Origin of the sequence: Tenacibaculum halocynthiae (assembly GCF_964512825.1) — a bacterium.
Lineage (GTDB): Bacteria > Bacteroidota > Bacteroidia > Flavobacteriales > Flavobacteriaceae > Polaribacter > Polaribacter halocynthiae.
The window spans coordinates 155240-169552 of record NZ_CAZELG010000045.1 but is presented as its reverse complement, the minus strand read 5'-3'; the positions used below and the strand labels follow the sequence as shown (position 1 = coordinate 169552).

Here is a 14313-nt window from a genome sequence, read left to right as displayed (position 1 = left end):
TACTGGAGCAACAGGTGCCGCTGGTGCAGTTGGAGCAACAGGTGCTACTGGAGCAACAGGTGCCGCTGGTGCAGTTGGAGCAACAGGTGCTACTGGTGCTACTGGAGCAACAGGTGCCGCTGGTGCAGTTGGAGCAACAGGTGCTACTGGAGCAACAGGTGCCGCTGGTGCAGTTGGAGCAACAGGTGCTACTGGAGCAACGGGTGCCGCTGGTGCAGTTGGAGCAACAGGTGCTACTGGAGCAACGGGTGCAGTTGGAGCAACAGGTGCTACTGGAGCAACGGGTGCAGTTGGAGCAACAGGTGCCGCTGGTGCAGTTGGAGCAACAGGTGCTACTGGAGCAACAGGTGCTACTGGAGCAACGGGTGCAGTTGGAGCAACAGGTGCCGCTGGTGCAGTTGGAGCAACAGGTGCTACTGGAGCAACAGGTGCCGCTGGTGCAGTTGGAGCAACAGGTGCTACTGGAGCAACAGGTGCCGCTGGTGCAGTTGGAGCAACAGGTGCTACTGGAGCAACAGGTGCTACTGGAGCAACAGGTGCAAGTGGACCAGTAACTAATCTAACTCAAAACCTTACTACAGGTACTATAACTTATGTAAACGAAGTACCTACCTCTCAAACGGCTAATGTCGTTGGAGCAGAAACTGATAATAATATTAAAGTTGGTGCTAATGGTGGTGCTTATTTAGCTGGACCTACTATCAAGGCAGCTGCTAAAGTTACCATGACATACAATGCTGATGCAACGAGTACTTATTCTTCTCATTCAATTGCTAAAAATTATAACATAGCAACCATTACTAGAATAAATGAAGGTGATTATCAAGTTACTTTTACAACAGCAATGAGTGATGCTAATTATATAATTCAATTAGCTATTAAAGATTGTGGCGGTAATTGTCCTGGAAATAGCAATACTAATTATGATGATCCTGGAATTACATATTATAATCAAACCGCTAGTGGTTTTAGAGTTAACATTGGAGATAGTGATAATGGAGGTAATCAAAAAGATGATATCGATTTAGAATTTATGTTTAGCGTTATTGATTTTTAATAATAACACTTAAATCTTTTATAAATAAATTAAAATATAATCAACTAACAATAATTACTATTTTTTATTCCTAACTGATAAATAAAAATAATCGTGAGACGTATATTTCCCCTTGTCGTTCTTTTATTTACATCAACTTTATTTTCTCAAATTGATGCAAATTCTGTAATGGGTGTTCCTGTAACTGTAAATGATACTGAAATGAATGGTATAACAGGAGCTAACGAGGGGTCAATGGTTTATAATATTTCTCAAAAAAACATATATATATTCGACGGAACGAATTGGGTTCCTGTTAATAAAGATAAAAATACAATTGGTGATATTGTATATAGCTCTTTAACAGCTGATCATTCTGGTTGGTATCTATTAAATGGAAGAGCTATAACTACATTACCAACAAATGCTCAAACTAATGCAACAAACCTAGGTTTCACAACCAACTTACCTAATGCTGAAGATAGAGTTTTAAAACACCCTTCTGCAACTCAAAATATTGGTGACCTAGGAGGTCAATCTAACACTGTTTTAACACAAGCTAATTTACCTAATGTTACTTTTAATGGAACTACTTCAACAAATGGTAATCACAACCATACTGTTAGTAGAGCTATAGGAACTGATCAAGTTAGACACCCAAGTGATGCTAACAGAACTTTTTTCAATCAAAACGGAAGTACAAATACTAATACTACAGGAAACCATAGCCATACAGTTACAGTTAATAGTGGGGGTAGTAATCAATCTTTTGATAGGTATCAGCCTTATATAGTCTTTAATACTTTTATTTATTTAGGACTATGATAAAACAAACATTCATCTTCCTAACTTTTATAGTTATAGCTAACTCTATTCACTCTCAAATAAATAGCGATTCTGTTATGGGAATACCAGTAGCAAATAATGATACAGAAATGAATAATATTTCAGGAGCTACAGAAGGTTCAATCCTTTACAATATGACTCAAAAAAATATTTATTTTTTTGACGGTACTAATTGGAGCCCTATTAACGAAGTAAATATTTCTTTAGGGCAAATTAAATACAGTGTTTTAACAACTGATCATTCTGGTTGGTATATATTAAATGGTAGAGCTACTAGCTCTTTACCTACTTTGGCTGAAACTAATGCTACAACTTTAGGTTTTACGACTAATATTCCTAATTCTGAAAATAGAACATTAAAACACCCCTCCTCTACTGAAAATATAAATGACACTGGAGGTTTATCAAATACTACTTTATCACAATCTAATTTACCTAATATAAATTTTGCAGGCACAACATCAGATGATGGTAATCATAGCCATAATTTTAATAGAGCTTTAGGAGCTGATCAAATTAGAAATGGTGCAGATGCAAATAGAACTTTTTATAATCAGGGAGGTACTACAAACACTAGTACATCTGGAAATCACAGCCATACATTTTCAGTAAATACGGGGGGGTCTAGTCAATCTTTTGAAAGATATCAACCATACTTAGTAGTTAACACATTTATATATTTAGGATTATAGTTATGAAAAAAATACTATTCTTTATAGCCTTTATTTTTACATGTAATTTAGTAGTCTCCCAAATTGATGCTGGTTCAGTGATGGGGTTACCGACTGCTCAAAACAATACAGAAATGAACAATATTACTGGAGCAACTGAAGGTTCTTTCCTATATAATATTGCTGAAAAAAACATTTATTTTTTTAATGGTACTGCTTGGACTGCTCCTACTAATTCATTTACTAACATCTATTCTTCCAATGGTACATTACTTGGCCCTAGAACTTTAAATGGTGGCGGAAATTCACTAGTTTTTAATAACTTAAATGTATTACAATTTTTTAGTAATGGCGCTACTCAATTATTTGCTACTGGAGCTTTACAATTAGGCTCTACAGGTAATTCTACACAAATATCTGGTGCTTTAGGTTTAACATTAACTGCTACTTCTAATGGCATTACTTTAAATGGGAATACAATACTTAATAACAACTTAAGAGTTGTAGGTTCTTTTTCAGATAGTAGTTCTAATGCTGGAACAAATGGACAAGTATTATCATCAACCGGAACAGGAACTCAATGGGTCGATCCAAATTTAGCAGAAGTTATTAATAAAACAGCTAGTTACACATTAACATCTGTAGATAATGGAAAAGTTTTTACTTTCAATAGTGCTACCGATGTTACACTAAACGTTCCTGCTGGCTTACCTGTTGGTTTTAATATTAGTATTTATCAAATAAATACAGGTAAAATAGAAATAGCTGGAGCTGGAGGGGTTACAGTTTTAAATAGACTTTCACGCTTTAAAACAGCAGGTAAAGATGCTGGAGCTGGGCTATTATGTACTAGTACAAATAATTTTCATTTAACAGGAGATTTAAAAAGATGATAGTATATAAGCATAAAAAAATAGCTTTCATTTTTTACTTCATATCCTTATGGGGTTACTCTCAGATTGCTACCTATAATCAATATCCTACATTAAAACCATCACACATTCTAGATGAAAAGCTTACAGATATTAGCTTTGCCTTTTCTATGAGAGTTCTAGAAAGTGATTATGTAGGTCCTTTAATTAGGTTGAGAAGAGCTGGTGATAATGCTGAACAAGATTTTGGATGGGGTGATAATGATATAGTCGATATAGTAGCAATTAACGCTTGGAGAGGTGCTAATAATGTGTTTGTACATACATGGTATGACCAAAGTGGTTTAAATAGACATGCTATTCAAACAACACTAAACAGACAGCCTCGCTTTTATCCTGAAACATTCCCTTACTTTCAAGGAGATGGTAGTAATGATCATCTAACTATAGACACTCCTAATGGAATACAAGATGTTACTACAAATGGTGATAGAGGAACAGTTATTGGTGTAATGAGAGCTACAAGAAAATCACAACACTCTTTCGGTGTACTAGTAAGCTCTAATCGTTGGTCTGCCCATGTAAACTGGAATAATCAAAACTTATACTTTGACCCTGGTGTATGCTGTAACCCAACTCGTAATTTTAATAATAGTGGAAATAATAATGTATGGGAAATATATTCTTTTATTAAAACAAACACAAATAGCATAGCTCGTTCAGGTGGAGTACAACGCTTTAATGGAGCATATATACGAGGTAGATGTACTAGAACAGAAGATTTTGCTATTGGCTGGGCCACTGGTAATCAATCTGCTCAGCATGCAACTACTAGTTTTAATGAATTTATTATGTATAAAGTAGATATTAATGCTACTGAATACCAAGAAATAGAAGAAAACTCAATCACCTTTTGGGGATTGTAAAAAGAGTTATTAAACATAAGTAAATGTAAAATTATAACCTTCTATCGTTATAAAATTACTTCTTACCGAAATATAAATAACTTTAATAGTAAATAAAATATCTTTGATGTGTAATTAAGAATTAAAAAACACGACATATGAAATGATGTATATAACATAAACAGGAACATACAGTATAAACTTTTTCAAGTTTAAAAATAAATAATTAAAGAATTAAAAAATACGGGGGTATTTATGAAGTTTTTATTATCTATTATGGCATTATTTATGTCATTATTTATCAACGCACAAACATCAGCGTTTCACAATTACGGAAATATTAAAATGCATGAAAATGCAAGTATAGGATTCCATACTGACTTTATTAACGATGGAGTTTTGGATGACAACAATAAAGGATTAGCTGGTTTTTACAGTGACAATGAAATAAGAACAGTATCTGGTAACAACAGAGCTGTTTTTGAAAACCTAGAATTTGATGCTATAAATGATATTGAATTATATAGCTCATTAGGAACAACTGGAGAAATGAGCTTTTTCAATGGTAAAATTTTTACTCCACGAAATAAACCTAATGTATCATTAGATTATATAAATCATCAATTTTATATTGGAGAAGATGATTCAAGACATGTTGATGGTTATTCTTCTGTTTTTGGAACTAATGAATTTGTTTTTCCTATTGGTGATGACAATAGATTAAGACCAATGATTTTACCATCACAAACTAATAATAATGAATATAGTGGGGCTTATTATTTTTATAACCCAAACACTCCTCCTACTAATTTTACAGAGTCTTTTTCTACTTCTCAAAAACAAATTTTTATTAGTAACATCAGTAATTTAGAATTTTGGGATTTAGATGGAGCTTCAGAAACAAAAATCACACTTACTTGGGACCCAAAAAGTGATATAAATGCTATTAGTAATAATATTAATCTTTTAAGAGTTGTTGGGTGGAGTAAAACTGAATCAAAATGGATTGACTTGGGTAGAACATCTTCATCTGGAGATCTTAATTCTGGTAGAATAATGTCAAATTCTTTTATTCCTGATGAATATACTGTAATAACTATAGGTTCTGAATTCGCTGCAGGTGAATTAGCTGATATAAACTTAATATTTACTCCTAATGGTGATTCTGAAAATGAAACATTGACTTTTGAAGGTTTAGAGCAATATAAAAATAATAATTTATCAATTTTTAATAGATGGGGTAATGTAGTTTACGAAACTGAAAACTATAAAAATGATTGGAAAGGAAAATCAAATGGTAGAGTTACTGTTAATAAAGATCAAGATTTACCAGACGGTACCTATTTTTATTTACTGAAATTAGGAAGTGATGAAAGTAAAAGCCAGAAAGGTTGGATTTATATTCATAGATAATTATAAAAAATATTAAATAATAATAATAGTTACATAAGTAAAGTAAAAGATTTCACCAAAAAAACCTCTCATGAAAATGAGAGGTTTTTACATTAAAAAGAACTATAACTCCTACCCTTTATGGAACTAAATATTCTTATTCTTTATTTTTTTGGCACGCAATTTGAAAACTATAAATAAATGCGGTAGCTGAAAAGCATATAGAGTAGGCATAACCCTAAAACTAGTAATTATGAGAACAGGGATACTTTTTTTATTAACAATAATGTTTTTAACACCTTTAAGTGCAAACAATATTAATAAATCAACTAGCAAAATTGGGGTTACATATCGTTACGATGACGCAGTAACCTTTGTAGAAAGAAATGTTCAATTTCATGTTTTTTTAAATGGTGAATTTGATTTTAACACACATTATAGAGATACCAAATATGTAGATTATTACGGTAGACGTACTAAAACCAATAGAGGTGTTCGTATTGACAGGGATTTTAAAGGTAGAATTAGACGAATTGGTAATGTATTTGTTAATTACGACTACAGAGGTAACGTAACACGTATTGGTAGTGTATTTATTAGATACAGAAGAGGTCAATTAACTAAAGTAGGAAATTTACGTGTTAGATATGATAGGTGGGGAAATCCATTTTATAAGGGAGATGTAAAAAGTCAAAGATACTATAATGAATATGAAAGTTGTGATGATGGCTTCAGTATAGATATTAATATTGGAGATGTTTTTGACTATGACAATGCATATTTTTATAGAAGAGATTTCAGAAATAACTATCGTCAATTTAAAGAAGATAACAATTTCTTTTATTACAGAGCAAAGCCTAATGCTAGAATAGGTAAACGTAGTAAAGTTTTAAAAAGAAGAAAGAGTAAAAGAAATAGTGATAATTATTACTTTAAAAAACCTACAACAAAACAAAAAATAAAATCAAGGAGAAATAAATAAACTAAAAAACCCGAGTCAAAACTCGGGTTTTTTAATATAAAGTGTATTCTTTTATTCTTATTTCGCCACATTAACCGCTCTCGTTTCACGAATTACTGTTACTTTAACCTGACCTGGATACGTCATATCATTTTGTATTTTTTGTGAAATATTAAATGATAATTCAGCTGCTTTAGTATCATTAACTTTTGCACTTTCAACCATTACACGTAATTCACGTCCAGCTTGTATTGCATAAGCTTTTTGTACACCTGTAAAACCGAAAGCTATATCTTCTAAATCTTTTAATCGTTGAATATAGCTATCTAAAACTTGACGACGAGCTCCTGGACGTGCTCCAGAAATAGCATCACAAACTTGTACAATAGGTGATAATAAACTCTTCATCTCTATTTCATCATGGTGAGCTCCAATCGCATTACAAACATCTGGTTTTTCTCCATATTTTTCCGCCCATTGCATACCTAATAAAGCATGTGGAAGTTCACTTTCAGTTTCAGGAACTTTACCTATATCATGCAATAAACCAGCTCGTTTAGCAGCTTTAGCATTTAAGCCCATTTCTGCAGCCATAATACCACAAAGGTTAGCAACTTCACGCGAATGCTGAAGTAAATTTTGTCCATAAGATGAACGATATTTCATTCTACCTACGGTTTTAATTAATTCAGGATGCAAACCATGAACTCCTAAATCAATAACTGTACGCTTACCTACTTCAATTATTTCTTGGTTTATTTGTTTTTCAGTCTTTTTAACAATCTCTTCAATTCTTGCAGGGTGTATTCTACCGTCAGTAACCAATTTATGCATTGATAATCTCGCAATTTCTCTTCGTACAGGATCGAAACATGATAAAATAATTGCTTCTGGAGTATCATCAACTATAATTTCAACACCAGTAGCTGCTTCTAAAGCTCTAATATTACGACCTTCTCTACCAATAATTCTACCTTTAACATCATCAGATTCTAAATTAAAAACTGAAACACAATTTTCAACAGCTTGTTCTACTCCTACTCTTTGTATTGTGTTTAATACAACTTTACGAGCCTCTTGCTGCGCAGTCATTTTAGATTCTTCAACTGTATCTTGGATAAAAGCCATAGCATCAGCTTTTGCTTCTTCTTTTAATGAAGCTACTAATTCTGTTTTTGCTTCATCTGCAGATAATCCTGAAATTTGTTCAAGCATGTCTACATGACGCTTGTGTATTTTTTCAACTTCAGCTTCTTTTTTATCTAAAAACTCTAATTTATAGTCATAATCAGCCTCTTTTTTCTCTAGACCTCTATTTAACTTTTTATTTTTATCTAATTCTGAAGAAACTTGACTTTCTTTATCTCTTATTCTTTTTTCTACATCTGAAACCTTCTTTTCTCTTGATAATATAACCTTTTCATGTTCAGATTTAAGCTCAATAAATTTTTCTTTAGCCTGTAATATTTTTTCTTTTTTAATTGAATCAGCTTCTACTTTTGCCTCTTTTACAATATTTCTTGCTTCTTTTTTTGTTTCTTGTATTAATTTATTAGCTTTTGTTTTTTCTAACATTTTAGCAATAATAAAACCTATTACTAAACCTATAATTCCTGCTAACGCAGGAAATAATACTCCCTCCATAATTTTAATTTGATTGTATAAAAAAAGCCTACATTAATAAGGTCTTATAAACTCCGGGTGAACAGGTTTAGGACTAACTGATTGATCAAGAATCCGAAACAAAGTCGGCGTGCTTTACTAATCAAGACTTATCCTTTTTAATTTAATAGTGTTGAGTTTATTAAACTAGGTATTAATGTAGGCAGTATGTTAATAATGTATTTTAAAGAACTTATAATTGCGCGTCTAATAAATTAGTTAACGCCTTTATTTTATGTAATACTTCTTTATCTTCCTCTTCTTTACTAATTGATGCTATTTCTAATTTAGATGCAAATTGTAATGCACACATTGCTAAAACATCTTGTTTATCAGACACTGCATAATTTTGCTCATATTTAGCAATTAAATCATTAATGTTTTTAGCTGCTTTACGCATCCCTTCTTCCTCACTTGTATTATTAACACTTAAAGGATAAGTTCTACCTGCTATTACAACATTAACTTTTAACTTTGTCATGTAAAGAACTTTTAAATATTTAAGAGTTTGATGCATTTATCAATCTCTCTTACTAAAGTATTTATTTTATGTTTTGTTTCTCTTGTATTTTCGTTACTGCCCTCAATAGTTTTTGCAATTTTCAACAATTTAAATTCTTTTTGGTTTATTGCTAATTCTTGCTCTTTCTCCTTTAATAAATTATGTAACTTAGCATTGTTTTGAAATAAAATCTTATTTTCTTCCTTTAAAAATTCATAATTGGATAACAGTGTTTTTAATCTATCTTCCAGTAAATGAATTGCTTTTTGAGTGTTACTCATTTATTTTTTGAGAATAAAACTATTTCTACAAAGTTACCATTATAGATTAATTTAACAAAATTTTTACAGCTTTTTAGTAAATAACTCTATTTTAACCATTTACTTTTTATTATAATTTTGCTAATTTTGTTGCAAAACTATTGCAATTTTGAAATTTTACTCTTTTCTTTTTTTAGTATTTCTTAGTCAATTTGGATTTACTCAGCATCAATATCCTAAAAACTATTTTTCTTCTCCTTTAAAAATTCCAATAGTTTTATCGGGTACATTTGGTGAATTGCGTAGTAATCATTTTCACTCTGGAATAGATATAAAAACACAAGGAAAGGAAGGTATACCTATCTATGCACCAGCTGATGGACATGTTTCTAGAATAAAAATTGGGCAATATGGTTTTGGAAAAGCCATATATATTGAGCATCCTAACGGATATACTACAGTGTATGCTCATTTACAAAAATTTAAAAATCCTATACAACAATATGTTAAATTCATACAGTATAAAAAAGAAAAATATGCAATTGGGAATATTTTCCCTAAGCCTGAAAAGTTTCCAATAAAAAAAGGAGATATAATTGGTTATACTGGTGATACTGGAGGGTCTGGTGGTCCACATTTACATTATGAAATAAGAAACACTAAAACAGAAAAAATAATTAACCCTTTGCTTTTTGGTATAAACCCAAAAGATAATAAGAGACCAACAATTCAAAAATTAATTGCTTACCCATTAAGCGATGATGCTCGTATTGATAATTCAACAAATAAAGCTGTTTTACAATTTAAACAAGTTGAAGAAGGGAAATATATTACTGACAGAATTAATGCATATGGAATAATTGGCTTTGGTGTTAGTACTTTTGATAGACTAAATGGTGCTACAAATAAAAATGGAATTTATAGTTTAGAAATGAAAGTAAACGGGACAACTGTATATTATCATGATGTAGAAACATTTTCTTTTTCAGAAAGTAAATTCATTAATTTATTAATCGATTATAAACACTACAAAAAATATAAGAAAAGAGTTCAAAAAACACATAAAGTACTTGAAAACAGATTGAGTTTGTATAAAAACTTAGTGAATAACGGAAAAATTGTTATTGAAAACGGATTAAATTACACTGTTGAAATACTAATTAAAGATTTAAAAAATAATACAACTAGTGTTAAAATACCAGTTAAGGGTGTAAAAAGTAATTTAATTTTTCAGCAAAAAGATACAACTAACTTTAAAATTACTGCTAAAAACTTTAATAAGTTTCAACAAAAAAATAGCATAATTGCTTTTCCTAAAAACACCTTTTATAAAGATTGTTTTATAGATTTTAAAGTTGAAAATGGTGTAACTAAAGTTCATACGCCTACAATACCTTTAGATAAACGCTATACATTGACGTTTAACACAACTCATTTAACAGACTTACAAAAACAACAAGTATATATTGCTAATGTAGATTACCCAAAATATCCAAGATATGTTTCTACTAAGAAAAAATTTAACAAAGTATATACTTCTACTAAATCATTAGGTAGTTACAAATTACTATTTGACACAAAAAAACCATACATTAAATTATTAAACTTTTACAATAAACAATGGGTTACAAAGCATAAAAAACTCAAAGTTAAAATTATCGATAAAGAATCTGGCATACGAAATTATCATGCTACCATTGATAATCAATGGGTTTTAATGGAATTTAATCATAAAAAAGGAATATTAACTTATGATTTTAGTGATAAAAAGTTGGTTGGTAGCAAACATCTTTTTAAACTTGTACTTTCTGATAACGTTGGTAATACCAAAACATTAAAAGCTACGTTTTTTAGAAAGTAAACACACATTATTTTGAAGAAACTAATCATATTACTTTTATTCCCAACACTTATTTTTGCTCAAAAAACAGCATTAGTTAAAGGAAGAATTACCAACAAGTATAACTCGCCAATTGAAGGTGTTGCTATATCATACTTACAAAAAGGAACTACAACTGATCAAAACGGTAACTATCAATTTACTATTCCTATAAGAAAAACAGTAAAAGTTACTTTTAGCCATGTTTCTTTCAAAATAATAACTAAAAAGTTTACAGCAAGAGGTAAAAGAACTTTTAATTTTTCTCCAACTTTAGAATATATAAATGAAAAGTTAGAAGAAGTTGTTGTTAAAAACAATAAGAAAGAAGCACAAGGAATTACAAAAATAAATATTAACAAAGTAAAAAACATTGTTGGCGCAAATGCTGGTGTAGAAAATATATTAATGACCTTGCCAGGTGTTAGTAATAATAATGAATTAAGTACACAGTATAATGTACGAGGTGGTAATTTTGATGAGAACTTAGTGTACGTAAATGGGATTGAAATATACCGTCCTTTCTTAATCCGTTCTGGACAGCAAGAAGGTCTTAGTTTTATTAATCCACATATGATACAGAACATTAATTTTTCTGCTGGTGGATTTCAAGCTAAATATGGAGATAAACTTTCTTCTGTTTTAGATATCACCTATAGGAAACCTAAAGAGTTTGGAGTTCAATTAGACCTTAGTTTGTTAGGAGGGAGTTTTACAGTAGAAGATCTTTTTTTAAAAGATAAACTTAGTGCTATGGTTGGGGTACGATACCGTGACAATAGTTTATTTGTAAATAGTAAACAAACAGAAGTTAATTTCAGACCAGAATTTACTGATATCCAATCAGCTTTCTCTTATACAGCTTCTAACGAATTAACACTTAATTTTCTTGGTAATTTTTCTTTAAACAATTATAATTATAAGCCTTTAACCCGTAAAACTAGGTTTGGTACAATTGCCAATCCTCTTGAATTAATTGTTTTTTATAGAGGTCAAGAAAAAGATCGTTTTAAAACTCTTTTTGGTGCTTTTTCAGCAGACTATCAAGTAAATGAAAATCTTAAACTAACAGGTACAATTTCTTCATTTAACACCCAAGAAGAAGAGTATTTTGATATAGCTGCTTCTTATAACTTGGGAGAAGTTGATAGTAATGTTGGTTCAGAAAATTTTGGTGAAGTTAAATTTTCTCAAGGGATTGGTTCTCAAATAAATCATGCTCGTAATGATTTAGATGCATTAATAAACTCTGCCCAAATAAGAGCTACATTAAAAGATGGAAAAAATGAATGGAAAGCTGGTATCAAATATCAAACTGAAAACATTAAAGACAGAATTAATGAATGGGAAGTAATTGATTCTCTAGGTTTCTCTGTGCGACCACCGCATCACTCTACAAACAATCAACCTTATTTACCATATACTGGACCAATTGAACCTTTTAAAAGAGTAAAAGCTAAAAATAATGTTGATATTAATAGAGCTTCTGGGTTTATTCAATTTAGTAGAAAAACAGAATGGAACAATCATAAAGTTTGGATAAATTTAGGAGTAAGATCACATGCTTGGACAGTAAACACAAACAACCAACCTTCTAAAAGCCAAATTACATTTAGTCCTAGAGTTCAATTTGCTATTAAACCAGACTGGGAAAAAGACATGCTATTCAGAATTTCTGGAGGATGGTACTCACAACCTCCTTTTTATAAAGAATTACGTGATTATGATGGAATAGCACACCCAGAAGTAAAAGCACAGAAATCAATTCATTTAGTAGCTGGTAACGATTATAGCTTTACACTTTGGGAACGTCCTTTTAAATTAACTACTGAATTGTATTATAAAAATTTAACTGATGTAAACTCTTATTCTGTTGACAATGTTCGTATTCGATACAGAGCAGATAATATTACTGAAGCGTATGCTTATGGATTAGACCTTAGAATAAATGGTGAATTTGTTCCTGGTAATGATAGTTGGATTAGTTTTGGGTATTTAAAAACAGAAGAAAACATTAATAATCAAGGATATATTGCTAGGCCAACTGATCAGCGTTTAAAGTTTGGAATGCTTTTTCAAGATTATGTACCTAATTTACCTGATTTAAAAGCTTACTTAAATATCGTATATAATACTGGAGTTCCTGGTGGTGCTCCAGCTTATGCTGATGTTTATCAATACCAAAATAGACTAAACGACTACAAGCGTGCTGATTTAGGTGTTTCTTATGTTGTAGCAGATATTAACAAACAACACTCTAATGGATTTTTACGTCATTTTAAAGAATTAACTATTGGGTTAGAGTTATTTAATGTTTTTGATATTCGTAATGCAATTACCAATACTTGGGTACGTGATGCTTATAGTAAACGTCAATACGCTATACCTAACTTTATGACTGGAAGAGTTATGAATTTTAATGTTAAAATGAAATTTTAATACTACTTAATAAGCTTTGTAAACACATTATATTGTTAAAACCTCCAACAAGCTATTCGGGTAACTTTATTTCCTTGATTCATCGAAATAACTTTAAATTCTGTTACCCCCAATTTTTTAGAGGAATTTTCTAAACTTTTAATATTTTCTTTTTTAGATACTAAACTTGTAAACCATTTACTAGCTTTAGGGTATAATGAACTTTCATATAGGTAAGTATGTAAAAAAGCTTTTTCTCCACCAACATACCATAATTCGTTAGAATTCCCTGCAAAATTACGCACTGCATTATTTCCTAAGTTCCTAGATTTTCTCCTATTTGCACCCCTAGCCTCCTCTTCTGATTTATAAAATGGAGGATTACACATCATTGCTGTAAACGAATCATTGGGTTGTAATAAACCTTTTAAAATATTTGTCTCATCTTTTTGAAAACGCAATTCAATACTATTTCCCAAATTATTATTGTCAATGTTTTTTTGGGCTATCTTTAGTGAATCAGCATCTATATCGGTACCTATAAAATTCCAGTTATAAACTGCATTTCCTAATAAAGGGTAAATACAACTGGCCCCAGTTCCTATATCCAATACTTTAACATTCTTTTCATTTCCTAATAAATCAGCGAGATAATGAATATAATCTACCCTACCAGGAACTGGCGGACATAGATTAGTATCAGGAAACTCCCAATACTTAATATTATAATACGCCAATAATAAAGCTTTATTAAACTCTTTAACTGCTACTGGATCGGAAAACTCAATAGTTTCTTTACCAAATTTCTCTACAACAAACTTTCCTATTTTAGGATATTTCTCTTTTAGAACAGTAAAATTATAATCGCTATTATGTAAATTATTAGGATGTAGTGATTTCATATCTATT

13 protein-coding genes and 1 other RNA gene are annotated in these 14313 nt (G+C 30.8%); 9 read left to right on the top strand and 5 right to left on the bottom strand.

Translation table 11 applies throughout. The annotated features are described in order from the left end of the window. From ACKTTQ_RS19100 to ACKTTQ_RS19070, 7 genes are all read left to right on the top strand, one after another. A partial coding sequence (locus tag ACKTTQ_RS19100) for a hypothetical protein (protein ID WP_408050140.1) occupies positions 1-1057 on the top strand: 1057 nt, incomplete at its 5' end. A gap of 93 nt (positions 1058-1150) precedes the next feature. Next, a complete protein-coding gene (locus tag ACKTTQ_RS19095) occupies positions 1151-1861 on the top strand; it encodes a hypothetical protein (RefSeq protein ID WP_299136466.1) in 711 nt (236 codons plus the stop codon). Further along, complete coding sequence (locus tag ACKTTQ_RS19090; protein ID WP_408050139.1) at positions 1858-2574, top strand: hypothetical protein; 717 nt, start codon at positions 1858-1860, stop codon at positions 2572-2574. Before ACKTTQ_RS19095 ends, ACKTTQ_RS19090 begins: the two co-directional genes overlap by 4 nt. 2 nt (positions 2575-2576) lie before the next feature. Continuing rightward, entirely contained in the window at positions 2577-3446 is an 870-nt protein-coding gene (locus ACKTTQ_RS19085; RefSeq protein ID WP_408050138.1) for a hypothetical protein, read from the top strand. Further along, positions 3443-4351, top strand: a complete 909-nt coding sequence (locus ACKTTQ_RS19080; RefSeq protein ID WP_408050137.1) for a hypothetical protein — start codon at positions 3443-3445, stop codon at positions 4349-4351. The genes ACKTTQ_RS19085 and ACKTTQ_RS19080 overlap by 4 nt, the downstream gene beginning before the upstream one ends. Before the next feature lie 234 nt (positions 4352-4585). After that, entirely contained in the window at positions 4586-5743 is a 1158-nt protein-coding gene (locus ACKTTQ_RS19075) for a gliding motility-associated C-terminal domain-containing protein (protein WP_408050136.1), read from the top strand. Between the two features lie 232 nt (positions 5744-5975). After that, positions 5976-6704, top strand: coding sequence for a hypothetical protein (locus ACKTTQ_RS19070; protein WP_299136445.1), 729 nt, complete (start codon positions 5976-5978; stop codon positions 6702-6704). A 57-nt stretch (positions 6705-6761) separates the two neighbouring features. Here the strand turns inward: ACKTTQ_RS19070 and rny are convergent, their stop codons facing one another. The 4 genes from rny to ACKTTQ_RS19050 all read right to left on the bottom strand — a co-directional run bounded on the left by rny (position 6762) and on the right by ACKTTQ_RS19050 (position 9128). Next, a complete protein-coding gene (gene rny / locus ACKTTQ_RS19065) occupies positions 6762-8327 on the bottom strand; it encodes a ribonuclease Y (protein ID WP_093871849.1) in 1566 nt (521 codons plus the stop codon). A 48-nt stretch (positions 8328-8375) separates the two neighbouring features. Next, positions 8376-8484: non-coding RNA, 6S RNA (ssrS, locus tag ACKTTQ_RS19060), on the bottom strand. 54 nt (positions 8485-8538) lie between these two features. Continuing rightward, complete coding sequence (locus ACKTTQ_RS19055) at positions 8539-8826, bottom strand: cell division protein ZapA (protein ID WP_093872084.1); 288 nt, start codon at positions 8824-8826, stop codon at positions 8539-8541. 11 nt (positions 8827-8837) lie between these two features. Then, a complete protein-coding gene (locus ACKTTQ_RS19050) occupies positions 8838-9128 on the bottom strand; it encodes a hypothetical protein (RefSeq protein WP_093871850.1) in 291 nt (96 codons plus the stop codon). A 148-nt stretch (positions 9129-9276) separates the two neighbouring features. Here ACKTTQ_RS19050 and ACKTTQ_RS19045 point away from each other — a divergent pair, with 148 nt between their 5' ends. Beyond that, positions 9277-10968: a M23 family metallopeptidase gene (locus tag ACKTTQ_RS19045; protein WP_408050135.1), complete on the top strand. Its 1692-nt coding sequence runs from the start codon at positions 9277-9279 to the stop codon at positions 10966-10968. A 12-nt stretch (positions 10969-10980) separates the two neighbouring features. Further along, positions 10981-13425 (top strand): TonB-dependent receptor, encoded by a 2445-nt coding sequence (locus ACKTTQ_RS19040; protein WP_093871852.1) that lies wholly within the window; start codon positions 10981-10983, stop codon positions 13423-13425. Positions 13426-13460: 35 nt separating this feature from the next. Here ACKTTQ_RS19040 and rlmF read toward each other — a convergent pair whose 3' ends face one another. Next, entirely contained in the window at positions 13461-14306 is an 846-nt protein-coding gene (rlmF, locus tag ACKTTQ_RS19035) for a 23S rRNA (adenine(1618)-N(6))-methyltransferase RlmF (protein ID WP_317047317.1), read from the bottom strand. Between the last annotated feature and the right edge of the window lie 7 nt (positions 14307-14313).